At 62.4% G+C, this 13,254-nt stretch carries 16 protein-coding genes and 1 pseudogene; 11 read left to right on the forward strand and 6 right to left on the reverse strand.

Features of this window, described 5'->3' with window-relative positions:
- The first annotated feature begins 4 nt into the window (after window positions 1-4).
- The 4 genes and pseudogenes from PSH76_RS17880 (at window position 5) to PSH76_RS17895 (ending at window position 2,257) form a co-directional block, all read left to right on the forward strand.
- Window positions 5-457, forward strand: coding sequence for a hypothetical protein (locus PSH76_RS17880; RefSeq protein ID WP_305492689.1), 453 nt, complete (start codon window positions 5-7; stop codon window positions 455-457).
- A 50-nt stretch (window positions 458-507) separates the two neighbouring features.
- On the forward strand, window positions 508-771 hold the full coding sequence (locus tag PSH76_RS17885; RefSeq protein ID WP_305492690.1) for a PAAR domain-containing protein: 264 nt from the start codon (window positions 508-510) through the stop codon (window positions 769-771).
- 97 nt (window positions 772-868) lie between these two features.
- A pseudogene (locus tag PSH76_RS17890) lies at window positions 869-949 on the forward strand (hypothetical protein); the annotation flags it as partial.
- An 18-nt stretch (window positions 950-967) separates the two neighbouring features.
- Window positions 968-2,257, forward strand: a complete 1,290-nt coding sequence (locus PSH76_RS17895; RefSeq protein WP_305492691.1) for a hypothetical protein — start codon at window positions 968-970, stop codon at window positions 2,255-2,257.
- A gap of 115 nt (window positions 2,258-2,372) precedes the next feature.
- Here the strand turns inward: PSH76_RS17895 and arsH are convergent, their stop codons facing one another.
- Genes arsH through PSH76_RS17925 form a run of 6 tightly spaced genes read right to left on the reverse strand, consistent with a single transcriptional unit; the run spans window position 2,373 to window position 6,645 of the window.
- Entirely contained in the window at window positions 2,373-3,095 is a 723-nt protein-coding gene (gene arsH, locus PSH76_RS17900; RefSeq protein WP_011871430.1) for an arsenical resistance protein ArsH, read from the reverse strand.
- Window positions 3,088-3,510, reverse strand: coding sequence for an arsenate reductase (glutaredoxin) (gene arsC, locus PSH76_RS17905; RefSeq protein WP_009876563.1), 423 nt, complete (start codon window positions 3,508-3,510; stop codon window positions 3,088-3,090). The genes arsH and arsC overlap by 8 nt, the downstream gene beginning before the upstream one ends.
- On the reverse strand, window positions 3,507-4,739 hold the full coding sequence (locus PSH76_RS17910; protein WP_009876564.1) for an MFS transporter: 1,233 nt from the start codon (window positions 4,737-4,739) through the stop codon (window positions 3,507-3,509). Before PSH76_RS17910 ends, arsC begins: the two co-directional genes overlap by 4 nt.
- Before the next feature lie 2 nt (window positions 4,740-4,741).
- A complete protein-coding gene (arsB, locus tag PSH76_RS17915) occupies window positions 4,742-5,812 on the reverse strand; it encodes an ACR3 family arsenite efflux transporter (RefSeq protein WP_011871431.1) in 1,071 nt (356 codons plus the stop codon).
- A 10-nt stretch (window positions 5,813-5,822) separates the two neighbouring features.
- Window positions 5,823-6,317, reverse strand: a complete 495-nt coding sequence (locus tag PSH76_RS17920) for an arsenate reductase ArsC (RefSeq protein WP_009876566.1) — start codon at window positions 6,315-6,317, stop codon at window positions 5,823-5,825.
- 4 nt (window positions 6,318-6,321) lie between these two features.
- On the reverse strand, window positions 6,322-6,645 hold the full coding sequence (locus PSH76_RS17925) for a helix-turn-helix transcriptional regulator (protein WP_009876567.1): 324 nt from the start codon (window positions 6,643-6,645) through the stop codon (window positions 6,322-6,324).
- A gap of 725 nt (window positions 6,646-7,370) precedes the next feature.
- Between PSH76_RS17925 and PSH76_RS17930 the strand changes: the two genes are divergently transcribed.
- The 7 genes from PSH76_RS17930 (at window position 7,371) to PSH76_RS17960 (ending at window position 13,097) form a co-directional block, all read left to right on the forward strand.
- Complete coding sequence (locus PSH76_RS17930; RefSeq protein ID WP_011871432.1) at window positions 7,371-8,117, forward strand: hypothetical protein; 747 nt, start codon at window positions 7,371-7,373, stop codon at window positions 8,115-8,117.
- Window positions 8,118-8,235: 118 nt separating this feature from the next.
- Entirely contained in the window at window positions 8,236-8,448 is a 213-nt protein-coding gene (locus PSH76_RS17935) for an AlpA family transcriptional regulator (RefSeq protein ID WP_009876569.1), read from the forward strand.
- Between the two features lie 42 nt (window positions 8,449-8,490).
- Window positions 8,491-9,366 (forward strand): ParA family protein, encoded by an 876-nt coding sequence (locus PSH76_RS17940; RefSeq protein WP_011871433.1) that lies wholly within the window; start codon window positions 8,491-8,493, stop codon window positions 9,364-9,366.
- Complete coding sequence (locus PSH76_RS17945; RefSeq protein ID WP_009876571.1) at window positions 9,350-9,610, forward strand: hypothetical protein; 261 nt, start codon at window positions 9,350-9,352, stop codon at window positions 9,608-9,610. The genes PSH76_RS17940 and PSH76_RS17945 overlap by 17 nt, the downstream gene beginning before the upstream one ends.
- Entirely contained in the window at window positions 9,603-11,267 is a 1,665-nt protein-coding gene (locus PSH76_RS17950) for a ParB family protein (RefSeq protein WP_009876572.1), read from the forward strand. Before PSH76_RS17945 ends, PSH76_RS17950 begins: the two co-directional genes overlap by 8 nt.
- A gap of 15 nt (window positions 11,268-11,282) precedes the next feature.
- A complete protein-coding gene (locus PSH76_RS17955; protein WP_009876573.1) occupies window positions 11,283-11,843 on the forward strand; it encodes a DUF2857 domain-containing protein in 561 nt (186 codons plus the stop codon).
- 3 nt (window positions 11,844-11,846) lie between these two features.
- Window positions 11,847-13,097: an STY4528 family pathogenicity island replication protein gene (locus tag PSH76_RS17960; protein ID WP_011871435.1), complete on the forward strand. Its 1,251-nt coding sequence runs from the start codon at window positions 11,847-11,849 to the stop codon at window positions 13,095-13,097.
- Window positions 13,098-13,254: the final 157 nt, after the last annotated feature.

Below are 13,254 nucleotides of genomic sequence, written 5' to 3' on the forward strand. Positions count from 1 at the left end.
GAACATGAAAAATACAACTTCCGCTTCTGATCTCGGCCCCCTCACAGAGTGCATTAGTCCTGAGGGCGACTCATTCCTTCAAGGAACTTACAAACTTGCAAATGGCGACGGTATGTTTTTTTCGATCAAAAACAGCAACACACCTAAAAGTAATAATGAAAGCAAAGTTTTCGCGATGACTGCACTTAGCGAATTTTCAAAGCACCTTAACAACTCAATCAATTACATAAATCAACTATTACGAACATCACCAGAGTTATTGGGTGTGACCAGTAATTTCTGCCCCCCAGACGAGCTAATCGGCGAACCGGAGGCCACGTTCTGGGGAAATGGTCATTGGTCCATCCTCTTCAGTGAGTGCGCCCTCCCAATTGGTGAGCCGTATGGAATACTGATCAATTTTATTGGAGATAAAATTTCAGGCATTGAAAATATTTCCACGGCAGACGAGATTTAGGAAAGTACAAATATCAACCAAATTCTGAATATCCAATCGGGGGAAACGCGTTGAATAATATCGTCAGACTTGGCGACACCACCGACCACGGTGGTGTTGTCACCGAATCCATCCCTCACACGAACCTCAACGGCAAACCCATGGCCGGTAAAGGCCACATGGTGATGTGCCCCTTATGTAAAGGCCCCTTCCCGATTGCCGAAGGCAGTAGCACCTATTCCGTCAACGGCATTCCCGTAGCCTTGGATGGCATGAAGACCACCTGCGGCGCGACCCTGATCGCGAGCGGCTCCCGCGGCTCCGTTCACCGCTGACCGGCAACCCCGTTCTTTAACAACCGGACGACACAGGCATTGGCTTGATCTCGCCAATGCCTATACCCGTGGCAAAAACCGCGATGCCGAAGGCGGCCTGTGGAAGTACGACTACGATCAACGCGGCAACATCATCGAAACCATCGACCCGCTGGAGAACAAAACCCAATACAGCTACAACAGCGACAACCTGCCCGTGGTCATCACCGATGCCAACGGTGGTGCCAAGCAACTGGCCTACAACGCTGACGGCCAACTGATCCGCTACACCGACTGTTCGGGCAAAATCAGTCAGTGGGACTACGATGCACTCGGCCGGCTCAGCCGCTTCACCGATGCCGAAGGTCATGTCACCCGCTACGAGTACCGCGCCGGGCAGCTGGTACGACTGATCCACCCCGACAAGACCGAAGAACACTTCGAACGCGACGCCGAAGGTCGCCTGCTCACCCATACCGATGCTCTGCGCCAACGCACCACCTGGTATTACAACGAGGCTGGGCTGATCCAGAAGCGCCTGGATGCCAACGACACAACCCTCGATTACCGCTGGGATCGCCTCGGTCAACTGACCGAGTTACGCAACGAAAACAACAGCACCGCCAGCTTCAAGTACGATCCCGACGGACGTCTACGCCAGGAAACCGGCTTCGACAAACAGATCACCAACTACCTCTACGACCACGGCAGCAACCAGCCGACCCGTCGCATAGCTGGCGACCGGGTCACTACGTTCGAGTACGACCCACTCGGTCGCCTGATCGCCCGTAATGCCGGGCACAGGAAGGGCGAGGAATGGCAGACCGAGACCTTCGCCTACGACGGCAACGGCAACCTACTGCTGGCCGAGAACGCTGCATGCAAGCTGCAATGGTTTTACGACCGTGCAGGTAACAACACCCGCGAGCATCAGTACCTGCGTTATTTGCAGGAGCCGCATGTCGCCATCTGGAAGCACGAATACGATGCCCTCAACCAGCGTATCGCCACCACACGACCAGACGGCCATCGTGTCAGCTGGTTGACCTGCGGCAGCGGCCATTTACTGGCGCTAAAAGTAGATGACCAAGAACTGCTCAGCTACCAGCGCGACAACCTGCACCGCGAAATCGCCCGCGACCAGGGCAACGGTCTACAGCAGCGGCAGGCCTGGACACCCAACGGCCAGTTGCTGGAACAGGCACTGGGTAAACGCGGCGACCCTCAACGCCTGGTGGTACGCAACTACCGGCACGACGCAGCCGGGCAACTGACCCGTATCGACGACACTCGGCTCACCGTTGCGGTATTTATTGCGCACAAACAAAAACGCCGATCATCACTGATCGGCGTTTTCGTTAAATATGGAGCGGGAAACGAGTCATGCACTAGAGCGATAAGTCTCTGTTTCCCAATCACTTTCTCCGCTGTGGTGAGCAGCGAAGGCCTGAATTATAGCCTTGTTTTTCGCCCTCGGCAACAAAGTTCATCCAACGACTTCCATTGAAGTCCAAGGACTGCTCTTTTCGCAGTCGCACCGCCCTACGATGCTGTCGCGATGCAATGGGGCCTCCAGTGGCCAAGGCCGTCGTGCGGCGATAGGCGAATGGAATCAGGGGTTATCAGATTACCGCCTGCTGCATGCGCTTGGTCAACGCCTCGGCGCTTTCCTTGCGCTCGCTATACCTGTCCACCAGATACGGCGACGCATCGCGCGTGAGCAGCGTGAACTTCATCAGTTCCTCCATCACGTCCACAATGCGGTCGTAGTAGGCCGACGGTTTCATGCGTCCCGCTTCATCGAATTCTTGATACGCCTTGGCGACCGAGGACTGGTTGGGGACGGTCAGCATCCGCATCCAGCGGCCCAGCACGCGCATCTGATTGACAGCATTGAAAGATTGCGAGCCGCCCGACACCTGCATCACTGCCAGCGTCTTGCCCTGAGTCGGACGCACCGCGCCGACTGACAGCGGAATCCAGTCGATCTGCGTTTTCATCAGGCCGGACATCGCGCCATGGCGCTCCGGCGAACTCCACACCATACCCTCGGCCCACTGCGCGAGTTCGCGCAGTTCCCTGACCTTGGGATGATCCTCGGTCGCGTCATCCACCAGCGGCAGGCCCGACGGGTTGAACAGCCGCGTCTCGCCGCCCAACGCCCGCAGCACGCGGGCTGCCTCTTCGGCGGCCAGTCGGCTAAACGAGCGTTCGCGCAGCGAGCCGTAGAGCAGCAGGAAGCGTGGCGCATGGGTGGAACGTTCGGGTGCCAGTAGCCGTTCCATGTCCGGCGGCTGGAGCAATGCGGCGTCGATGTTCGGCAGGTCGAGACGGGATTCAGACACGACGGCCCTCCACATCCACTACCGGCTCGCCGTCTTCCTTGTTGAACGCGCCGCGCTGCGGTTGCGGCAGGATGTCGAGCACTGTTTCCGACGGGCGGCACAGGCGCGTGCCCAGCGGCGTGACCACGATAGGTCGGTTGATGAGGATCGGATGTTGGAGCATGAAGTCGATCAATTGCTCGTCGCTCCACTTCTGATCTCCCAGGCCGAGTTCCGCATACGGCGTGCCTTTCTCGCGCAGCACCGCGCGTACCGGGATGCCCATCGCGGCGATCAGCGCCTTCAGCATGTCGCGGTCGGGCGGTGTCTTCAGATATTCGATGACAGCCGGTTCCTCGCCGCTGTTGCGAATCAGGCTGAGGACGTTGCGTGACGTGCCGCAATCGGGATTGTGGTAGATCGTGATGTGGCTCATGTCGAGGTGCCTTCGTTCGAGAGAAGCATGGATTGCTGGCGCAGATGCCTGATCACATAGCCGAACAGGATCGCGCCCGCCGCGCTGATGCCGGTCAGGGCCAGCAGCGTGCCGGGATAGCCGTTGCCGGCGGAATACAGCAGCGAGGCCACGAAGGGGCCGGCGGCCACTGCGATCTGCACGGGTGTCGCCATCGCGCCGCTGATGGCGCCATAAGCGGCCCGACCGTACAGCTCGGCGGGCAAGGCGCCTCGTACGATCGTCATGACGCCATTGCCGATGCCGTAGAGCGCGGCAAACACGACATACACCGGCAGCCACTGCTCGGAAGCAAAGAGCAGGAGCAATGACAGCGGCAGCAGACTGATGGCCGCCATGCCGACCTGGCGCGTGCTGGCCCGCTTGCCGACCGTGGCTTGCACCACACGGCCGAGTACCTGCATTGGCCCGATCAGCGCACCGACCCAGGCCGCATTTGCGGCAGAGATGCCATGTGCCTGCAAGACTGGGATCATGTGCAGCGACATCGCCGCGAACACCAGTGCATTCAGCGTCACAGCCGCCGTGACGAGATAGAACACCGGTTCGCGCATGACCGCGGTGAGATTGCGGGATCGGGTTTCCGTCCGCGCTGGGGGTGTGCCGTGTGCCGGGCCGCGTCCCTTTGGCAGGCTGGCATGGATGGGCAGGCAGATCAGCAGGTTCGCGGCCGCATAGATCAACCAGACCTCGCGCCAGCCGACGTGTTGCAACAGCGTTTGCGTCAGCGGCCAGAATACCGTGCTGGCGAAACCGCCGAACAACGTCAGGTGCGTGATCGCCCGGCGATAGTTGCTGCCATGGACCTGCGTGATGACCGCGAAGGCCGGCTGGTACAAGGTCGCGCTCATGGCCACGCCGATACCGGCCCACACGAGGTAAAGCTCCGTCGCGTTGTGTACCCGCGAGAGGCACGCGAGCATGACGGCGGCCAGCAAGGCGCCGCTTCCCATCAGCAGACGTCCACCGATGCGGTCGATGATGCTGCCGGCCGCGGTCGAAAGCAGTCCCGAGATCAGCAAGGCCACCGAATAAGCCCCGACGATGGCGGGCTTGGACAGGCCGAGTTCGTCCTGCATGGGCTGCATCAGGACGCCGTAGGCGTAGAACATCGACCCCCACGCGACGATCTGCGTCAGTCCGAGCGAGGGAATCAGCCAGCCGCGAGAGCGCGGGATGGTGTTGTCCATGATTACGCTTGGCGCTCGTACCAGCCGCGCGAGCGGTTGACCACGCGCACCACCAGCAGCATCACCGGCACCTCGATCAGCACGCCAACCACGGTGGCCAGCGCCGCGCCCGAGTGGAAGCCGAACAGACTGATGGCGGCGGCCACGGCCAGCTCGAAGAAGTTGCTCGCGCCGATCAGTGCCGAGGGGCCGGCGATGCTGTGCTTCTCGCCTACCTTGCGGTTGAGCCAGTACGCCAGCCCGGAATTGAAGAACACCTGGATCAGGATCGGCACCGCCAGCATGGCGATCACCAGCGGTTGCCGGATAATGGCCTCTCCCTGAAAGGCGAACAGTAGCACCAGCGTCAGTAGCAGCGCGGCGATCGACAGCGGGCCAATACGTTCCAGCGCCCGGTCGAACGCAACCTGACCCCGGCGCAGCAGCGCCCGGCGCCAGAGCTGCGCGAGGATGACAGGAATGACGATGTAGAGCGCGACCGACACCAGTAGCGTGGCCCATGGCACGATGATCGACGACAGGCCCAGCAGGAGGCCGACGACGGGCGCGAAGGCGAACACCATGATGGTGTCGTTCAGCGCCACCTGCGACAGCGTGAACACCGGATCGCCGCCGGTCAGCCGGCTCCACACGAACACCATCGCCGTGCAGGGCGCGGCGGCCAGCAGGATCAGCCCGGCGATGTAGCTGTCCAGCTGCCCGGCCGGCAGCCACTGTGCGAAGACATGGCGGATGAAGATCCACGCCAGCAGCGCCATCGAAAACGGCTTGACCGCCCAGTTCACAAACAGCGTGACGCCGATGCCGCGCCAGTGTCGCCTGACCTGGCCGAGTGCGCCGAAGTCCACCTTCAGCAGCATCGGCACGATCATCACCCAGATCAGCAAGCCCACCGGCAGGTTGACCTGGGCGACTTCCAGCTGGCCAATGGCCTGGAACGCGCCCGGCGCGAACTGGCCCAGCGCGATGCCGGCAACGATGCACAGCAGCACCCACAGGGTCAGATAGCGCTCGAAGCTGCTCATGGCAGATGCGGCCGGCGCGTGACCGGCCGCTTCGGTTTCTGTAGTCATCGCGCCGCCCTTACTGGCGGCCGATGTCGCGCAGCTCGCGCTGCAACGACATGGCGTCCAGGCGCTGGAGCGGCAGCGACAGGAACAGTTCAATGCGTCGGCGCAGCGTGATCGCGGCGTCGAGGAACGCTTTGCGCTGTTGCTCCTCAGTGCCCTCGACGGCTGCCGGATCAGGGACGCCCCAATGCGCCGACACCGGCTTGCCCGGCCACAGCGGGCAAGCCTCCCCAGCAGCGTTGTCGCAAACTGTAAAGATGAAGTCGAACACCGGCGCACCCGGTGCCACGAACTCGTCCCAGCTCTTGCTGCGGTAGCCGGTCGTCGGCAGGTGCAGCCGCTCCAGCGTGGCAAGTGCCAGCGGATGAACCTCGCCCTTGGGGTGACTGCCCGCCGAATAAGCGTGGAAGCGGCCCTTGCCCAGCTCGTTGAGCATGCCTTCGGCAAGGATGGAGCGGGCGGAATTACCCGTGCAAATGAACAATGCGTTGTAGATCGTGTCGGTCATGGCGTCAGCAGTCGCAGCGGGTGGATTCGGAAACCTCGCACACTCCGCCTTGGCAGCAATGCTCGGTCAGGTAGCCGATCAGGCCGTTCATGTGGTCGTATTCGGCGCGATAGATCAGGTTGCGGCCTTGCTGCTCGATGCTGACGAGGCCGGCGTGGGCCAGTTCCTTCAGATGGAAGGACAAGGTGTTGCGGGCCACGTCGAGCTGGTCGGCCAGCACGCTGGGCGTGAGTCCTTCCGGGCCGGCGACGACCAGGGCGCGGAACACACGCAGGCGCTGGGTGTGCGCCAAGGCGCTCAGGGCGGAAACGGCTTGATCTTCGTTCATGATTCGATAGTACAACAATTATTGAATTAATGGATAAGAATCAGCGGGCAAGTCATTCATGGCTTCGCGGCATACCGCCGTCGAGTTCTTGGACTATGTTCCGCGCATCACGCCCATCAAAGTCATCGCGGCAGCAAGATGCTTCTATCAAGAGCGGCGGATGCCTTCTCGCACCACGGACTAGTTCAAGGGAAGGCAGGATGCCTAGCGGGCGATAGAACTGCACTGCATCCTGATGCGATGTGACCATGTTTGGCCCACACCGCAGGCGCGTGAACGCAAAGTGCGTTGGATTGAACCAAGCAAAATGCTTCGCCGCAAGATGCTATGTCGATATATCAGGATGCCGAAACAAGCATGACATGCGCGGATTTCTCCAGGTCCCTCTGGACGTGGAGCAGCGGATGCAATCCCCTGCGCCTTGTGAAACCGTGGGGATATCAGACCATATCGAATCGGTCTTGATGTGCTTGACGCACCCCATGACGCTGGCACCGTGAGCGCAATTGTCGAGCGTGCTTCTTCCTTATTACTCGACGGACCGGCAACTGGTCAATTCTTGCATATCGAGCAAGAGAGAACCACCTGTGACGGGTGCCATGATCTCTTCCGTCCATGTTCCAGGGCATCGCCCCAGGCATCAGCCACAGGCATAACGAAAAAACAGCCCCTTGGTGGGGCAAGAAGGAGCCGGTGATGTAGCGCTTCCGAAAGGAGACGAAAACATGCACAAGGAGCCACCACTATCAAAGGTGTTCTATCGTCCCATCGAAGCTGCCATACGGTGGGCTGGGTTGTTGCGGTACGAAGCGGTGATCGTCGCATCGATCGCATCACCGCGTTGTCTGCCGCAGATGTTGGACTGCCCGCGATGGAACGAGTGTCGGCTGTACTCGGAACGCATCTACGACGGTATCCTCAACGCCGAACTACCCTTCGGCAAGAACGGGATCACACTTAATGACCCAGATCTGGTGAGTTCACTCGATCTGACCGTCCGCCATGTCGATCTGAAGCGGTGGATGCGCACCCACTATCCCGAGCATCGGCCGGGATTTCTGTTCAGTCGCGGCGAGCGCATGGTGCATCCCTTCATCACCATCGAGACAGGACAGGCAATCCTGCTGGAACGGCTGGCTCTGCAGGCCGCGCTGGACCATAGCCGACGCGAGATGCGCGAACTGCAACAGCAACACGAAGTCTTGCTAAAGCAGTCCGCCGTACTGCTGGCTCCCAAGCAGTGCGTGATCAGTGATCGGGCGGAAACTACATACCTGAACATCATCGGCGGCATGCTGACGCTGATGCTGAGCCAATCCCCATCCGGCGTGCCGTACTCCAGCTTCAAGACGCAGGAGGCCATCGTCACCGCATTGCTCGCCCACTATGGCGGCACCATGGGCATCACGGAGCGAACCTTGAACGGCAAGTTCGCCAATGCCAGGAAGAATGTCCGTAGCGCAGCCGCGTGAATTCTTCCATCTTGTATGTGCAGTCGCGGAGATTGCATTTGCAATGTTTTTCCGCAGCCATGTCTATTGAATAGAGGTCACGCCAACAAACGCTACTGAGCGTTCAGGAGTGACCGCCATGTCGCAAATACCTGTACTGCCACCGCACGAGCGCCGCATCCTGCGGCTCGATGAAGTTGAAGCGAAGTCCGGCTTCAAACGCGCCCACATCTACAACCTGATGAAGAAGCGCCAGTTTCCGCAGGCGTTGCGCCTGGGCGTGCGCGCCGTGGGCTGGGATTCGGTCGAGATCGACCAGTGGATCGCCGAACGCCTCAACAACCGGACCTGACCCGCTCCCCCTCGATTTTCCCATCGCCAAACGGAGAGCGCCATGCAGGTCGTATCCATAATTTCAACGAAAGGCGGCGTAGGCAAGACGACTACGGCCGCCAACCTCGGCGGCCTCGCCGCGGACGCGGGGCTGCGTGTGCTGCTGCTCGATCTCGACGTGCAGCCGACCTTGTCGTCCTATTACGAGCTGGCACACCGCGCTGCCGGCGGTATCTATGAGTTGCTGGCGTTCAACGAACGCGCCCTCGATCAGTTGGTGTCCCGCACCATCATCGCGGGCCTGGACCTGGTGCTCTCGAACGATCACCGGGGTGAACTGAACACGTTGCTACTGCACGCGCCAGACGGACGCCTGAGACTGCGGCACCTGCTGCCGGCGCTGGCGCCGCTTTATGACCTGGTGCTGATCGACACCCAGGGTGCACGCTCGGTGCTGTTGGAGATGGCGGTGCTCGCCTCTGACCTGGCGCTGTCGCCCGTGACCCCGGAAATTCTCGCTGCCCGCGAACTGCGACGCGGCACCATGCAGTTGCTGGAGGACATCGCGCCATACCGGCACCTCGGCATCGAACCGCCATCCCTGCACCTGCTCATCAATCGCGTCCACCCCGTGTCCGCGAATGCACGGATGATCCAGCAGGCGCTGCGCGACCTGTTCCAGGACCATGCCGGCATATGCGTGCTGGGCACCGACGTGCCGGCCATCGAGGCCTATCCGCGCGCCGCAACCCGCGGCCTGCCGGTGCATCGCGTCGAGCATCGCCAGCCGCCGGGCAGAGTTGCGCCCGCCGCGCTCGACACCATGCGCGCGCTCGCCGGCGAACTGTTCCCACAGTGGCAAGACAGATTTGCCCTCGTGTCCGGCCGTCCTCCTCGTTCCATTGAAACCGGGAGGTCACATGGCGAACGCACATGAACTGGCCCGCGGCCACAAACGGCTGCGCGCCCTGATTGAGTTTGCGGTGAGCGAAGGCTGGCACGTCAAGCGCACACGGGGCGGACACCTCAAGTTCACCAAGGCCGGCTGCGCCGCCATCTACACCAGCTCAACAGCGAGCGACTACCGGGCGGATCTCAACGCCCGTGCACAGATCCGCCGCGCCGAGCGCGAGGCCCGCATGGCCCGGGCCGTCAACGCCGAGGGATGTGGTCATGGCTGAGATGACCTCCCAGGACATGGCCGGCAAGCTGCTTGCCGCCGGGTTCGAGCGCAGTGGGCCATCGGCCACGGCCTTGAGCGACCCGATCGCCGACACGCCGATGGTCGTGACGCTGGACCAGTTGCGGCCCTACGACCACGACCCCCGCAAAAAGCGCAACTCGGCCTACGATGAAATCAAGGCCTCCATCCGAGAGCGCGGCCTGGACGCGGCGCCAGCGATCACACGCCGTCCTGGCGAGGCGCACTACATCATCCGCAACGGCGGCAACACCAGGCTGGCGATCCTGCGTGAACTCTGGGCGGAGACCAAGGACGAACGCTTCTTCCGCATATCGTGCCTGTTCCGGCCGTGGCCTGCGCGCGGAGAGATCGTCGCCCTGACCGGGCACCTCGCCGAGAACGAACTACGCGGCGGCCTCACGTTCATCGAGCGCGCCCTGGGCGTCGAGAAAGCCCGCGAGTTCTATGAGGCTGAAAGCGGCACCACCCTGAGCCAGTCCGAGCTGGCCCGCCGCCTGGCCGCCGACGGCTTCCCAGTCCAGCAGTCGCACATCAGCCGCATGGCTGACGCGGTGCGCTACCTGCTGCCCGCGATCCCGACCGTCCTATACGGGGGCCTCGGCCGCCACCAGGTCGAGCGGCTGTCGGTCATGCGCAAAGCCAGCGAACGCACGTGGGAGCACTATGCCAAAGGCCGCTCCCTGCCGCTGGACTTCGACAGCTTCTTTCTGGAGGCGCTGTCGCAATTTGATGTCCAGCCCGACGAGTTCTCGCCGCCGCGTGTGCAGGACGAGTTGATCGGTCAGATGTCCGAGCTGCTGGGCATCGACTACGACGTGCTCGCCTTGGACCTGACCGAATCCGAGAGCCGCCACCGCGCCCTGGTCAGCGACCCAACCCCGCCATCGGCGCCGCCGGCATTGCCCGAGCCTGGGGCCATCGCACGGCCGCCGATCGAACCGGCACCGCCCCCCACTACAACTGCACCTTCTGCGGGCCACTCTGCCGACGCGCCGACAAGGCCCCGGGACGATGGGGCCCCGAGCGAGGCATCCGCAGCCAGCCCTGCGGCAGCGAATGGCGGTCTGCTTGACGAGCACATCATCTCTCCGGCACCCACGACGGAGCGGCTCCAGTCCATCCAGCGCATGGTCGCCGACCAGTTGGGCGATGCGCTGCCGCCCGACTTCTCGGCCAACGTCTTGCAGTCGATTCCCGTGCAGGCCGGTGGCCTCTATCCCATCTCGGACATCTGGTATATCGACCCTGGCCTCGACACACCCGACCGCCTGCGCATCCACATCGCGCAGTTCGCGCGCGAGATCGCGGGCGAGGCCGACCTGGACGCGTGTGTCGAGGATCGTTCTGATGGCATCGGGTTCACGTGTCGTGCCCCAGCCCAGGCTTCGTCGCCGCTCGCACGCGCCGTGCTCGCACTACTGGTTTCCCTGGCCGGTCAGCAGCCAGCCGGCGTCGGCTTGGACAGCGGGCAACTCATCACAGACCTGCCAGCGCTGTTGCACGGCCAGGGTCAACGTCGTGACGGCGGGGCCCGGCGATTGAGCGACACCGCGCTGGTCAAGCTGTTTCGTCTGCTGCGGCTGGCCCGGCGCCTGCTGGATCTGGAAGCCGGCGCTGTCGGTTCTGGGATCTGAGCGAGGGAGGCCTGCATGTCCGCACCGAACCCACTCAACCAGGCCGTCATCGCGCAGGCACTCTACGACCTACGCAACGGGCAACTGCGTCGCTGCAAGGCGATGGGGTTCGGCGAGGAAGAGCTGGATGCGCTCAAGCATCCGGCGCTGATCAGCGTGCTGGCCAATGCCAACGTCTCCTGGTGCTCTGTCTCGGTGAACCGGGAAGTGCTCCGGCGATTGCTCAAACAGGCGCAGGACGTGGAGAAGGAGATCGCCACCGTCGATCGCATGCTGCGCCTGGGTGCCAGTACCGAAATGGTGAGCCGCTTCTACGGGCTGACACATCAGGAAGTCGCACTTCGGCGCGAAGTTCTCGGCCTGCCCAAACGCAAGGGGCGCCATCCGGTTCTGGACGAGGAGCAGGACACCGAGCTGTGGCGGCGCTGGAAGGTCGTGACCAGCAGCAGGAACGTCGAGCTGGAGGATGAGACCTCGGTTCTTGATGCGGCAATGGACCTCGCCGAAGGCATGGAGCTGCCGCTGTCGGTGGTCTGGGCTGCGATCAAGAACTGGATCGATCAGGGACTGGGTTGAATCATGGCCGTGGACGACGCTGCACCACGAGCACCACGCCAAGGTCCGGTCGCCCTCGCTGATCTGTTCGACAGCGCGCTGAAAGACCTTGCACCGAAACCTCGCCCACTAGCACCGGCTCCCGCCTTCGCATCCGCGACGTCTCCTGTGTCTGCAACCGGCGACGGTTTCCTGTTCAGTGGAAATCGGCACGAGAGCGTGCCGCGACGGCTGTTCCTCGACCGACGCCTGACGCCGCTGGAACGCAATGCCTGGCAAGTCTTCCGGATGATGCTCAACGAGGATGGCGTCACGGCGTTTCCGACGTATGAGCAACTTCGCCCGTGGCTCGCGTCAATGCCCTGCGCCGGACAGGCCTCCCACGAGACCGTGGCACGGGCGCTGACGCTGTTGCGCCTGACGCGCTGGTTGAGTCTCGTGCGCCGCAGGCGCGACCCCAAGACCGGGCGCATCCTCGGCAACCTCTACGTCCTGCACGATGAGCCCCTGACCCCGTTCGAGGCGATGCAGCTCGACCCGGACTACCTGCAGCTCGTCAGCCAAGCCCTGGGCCATTCGGCCAGGGCCGTTCAGGTCGTGGGCTTGCACACGCTCAATGAGATCGCCGAAGACCCGCTGCTGTCTGGCCGCATGCTGCCCTCGCGGCTGCAGGTCCTTGCCGAACGCCTCGCAAGCCAAGGCATTGGGTCGCAGGAGAGTTATCCACAGGAGGACACGGTTCACGATTCCGAAGAAGGGGCGCCGAGCCTTCTTCGGAATTCTGATCGGCCCTCTTCGGATTCCGAAGCAGGGCCAAAACACGCAGCAGACGGCGCTCTTCGGAATCCGAAACAGGACCGTACTGTACGTAGTAGTCGTATTAATGAAGTACGTACTACCGCGCGTGAGCGTGGGCAGGCGCGCGCGATGCCGGGAGTTCGTCTGCCTGATCGCTTTCTCGGCTTGAAAGATGAACAGCAGGCCGGCGCCATGGTGGCATTGCAGCAGGTCGATGCCCCGCTACGCCAGGCCGTGCTGGACGAATGGGCGGATCGCTGTCGTGGCAGCACCATCCGCAACCCGGCAGGCTACCTGTTCGGCATCATCCAACGTGCCATCCGTGGCGAGTTCAACGCATGGGCCAGGCAAGCTGGGTCAGCACCGCCACCTGCCCCTGCACGAGATGCACCGCCTGAGCCACCGCGCAATGTAGTTCCGCCCGAGGTAGCCCGGCAGCACATCGACCGGCTGCGCGACCTTCTGCGCAGTAGCTGAGCGCGACGAGCGACAAGGGCGTGAAGCAGACGCCCGTGGCCGTCAGTAGAGCTATCCCCTGGGGATAGATGTGATGCAAGGCGTAACACCGAAAGACACAGGCTGGGTGCTTCTGTCCACGGTGCTGCAGTGGCGTCCGGTTCCTGAGCGCACCCAC

Source organism: Pseudomonas sp. FP215, from assembly GCF_030687795.1.
GTDB lineage: Bacteria > Pseudomonadota > Gammaproteobacteria > Pseudomonadales > Pseudomonadaceae > Aquipseudomonas > Aquipseudomonas salmasensis.

Excerpts from the sequence above, each read along its gene's own strand:
- PSH76_RS17880 (WP_305492689.1), top strand. The coding sequence starts at position 5 with ATGAAAAATACAACTTCCGCTTCTGATCTCGGCCCCCTCACAGAGTGC.
- arsC (WP_009876563.1), bottom strand. The coding sequence starts at position 3,510 with ATGAGCCACATCACGATCTACCACAATCCCGATTGCGGCACGTCACGC.
- PSH76_RS17910 (WP_009876564.1), bottom strand. The coding sequence starts at position 4,739 with ATGGACAACACCATCCCGCGCTCTCGCGGCTGGCTGATTCCCTCGCTC.
- arsB (WP_011871431.1), bottom strand. The coding sequence starts at position 5,812 with ATGACTACAGAAACCGAAGCGGCCGGTCACGCGCCGGCCGCATCTGCC.
- PSH76_RS17920 (WP_009876566.1), bottom strand. The coding sequence starts at position 6,317 with ATGACCGACACGATCTACAACGCATTGTTCATTTGCACGGGTAATTCC.
- PSH76_RS17925 (WP_009876567.1), bottom strand. The coding sequence starts at position 6,645 with ATGAACGAAGATCAAGCCGTTTCCGCCCTGAGCGCCTTGGCGCACACC.
- PSH76_RS17930 (WP_011871432.1), top strand. The coding sequence starts at position 7,371 with ATGCACAAGGAGCCACCACTATCAAAGGTGTTCTATCGTCCCATCGAA.
- PSH76_RS17935 (WP_009876569.1), top strand. The coding sequence starts at position 8,236 with ATGTCGCAAATACCTGTACTGCCACCGCACGAGCGCCGCATCCTGCGG.
- PSH76_RS17940 (WP_011871433.1), top strand. The coding sequence starts at position 8,491 with ATGCAGGTCGTATCCATAATTTCAACGAAAGGCGGCGTAGGCAAGACG.
- PSH76_RS17945 (WP_009876571.1), top strand. The coding sequence starts at position 9,350 with ATGGCGAACGCACATGAACTGGCCCGCGGCCACAAACGGCTGCGCGCC.
- PSH76_RS17950 (WP_009876572.1), top strand. The coding sequence starts at position 9,603 with ATGGCTGAGATGACCTCCCAGGACATGGCCGGCAAGCTGCTTGCCGCC.
- PSH76_RS17955 (WP_009876573.1), top strand. The coding sequence starts at position 11,283 with ATGTCCGCACCGAACCCACTCAACCAGGCCGTCATCGCGCAGGCACTC.
- PSH76_RS17960 (WP_011871435.1), top strand. The coding sequence starts at position 11,847 with ATGGCCGTGGACGACGCTGCACCACGAGCACCACGCCAAGGTCCGGTC.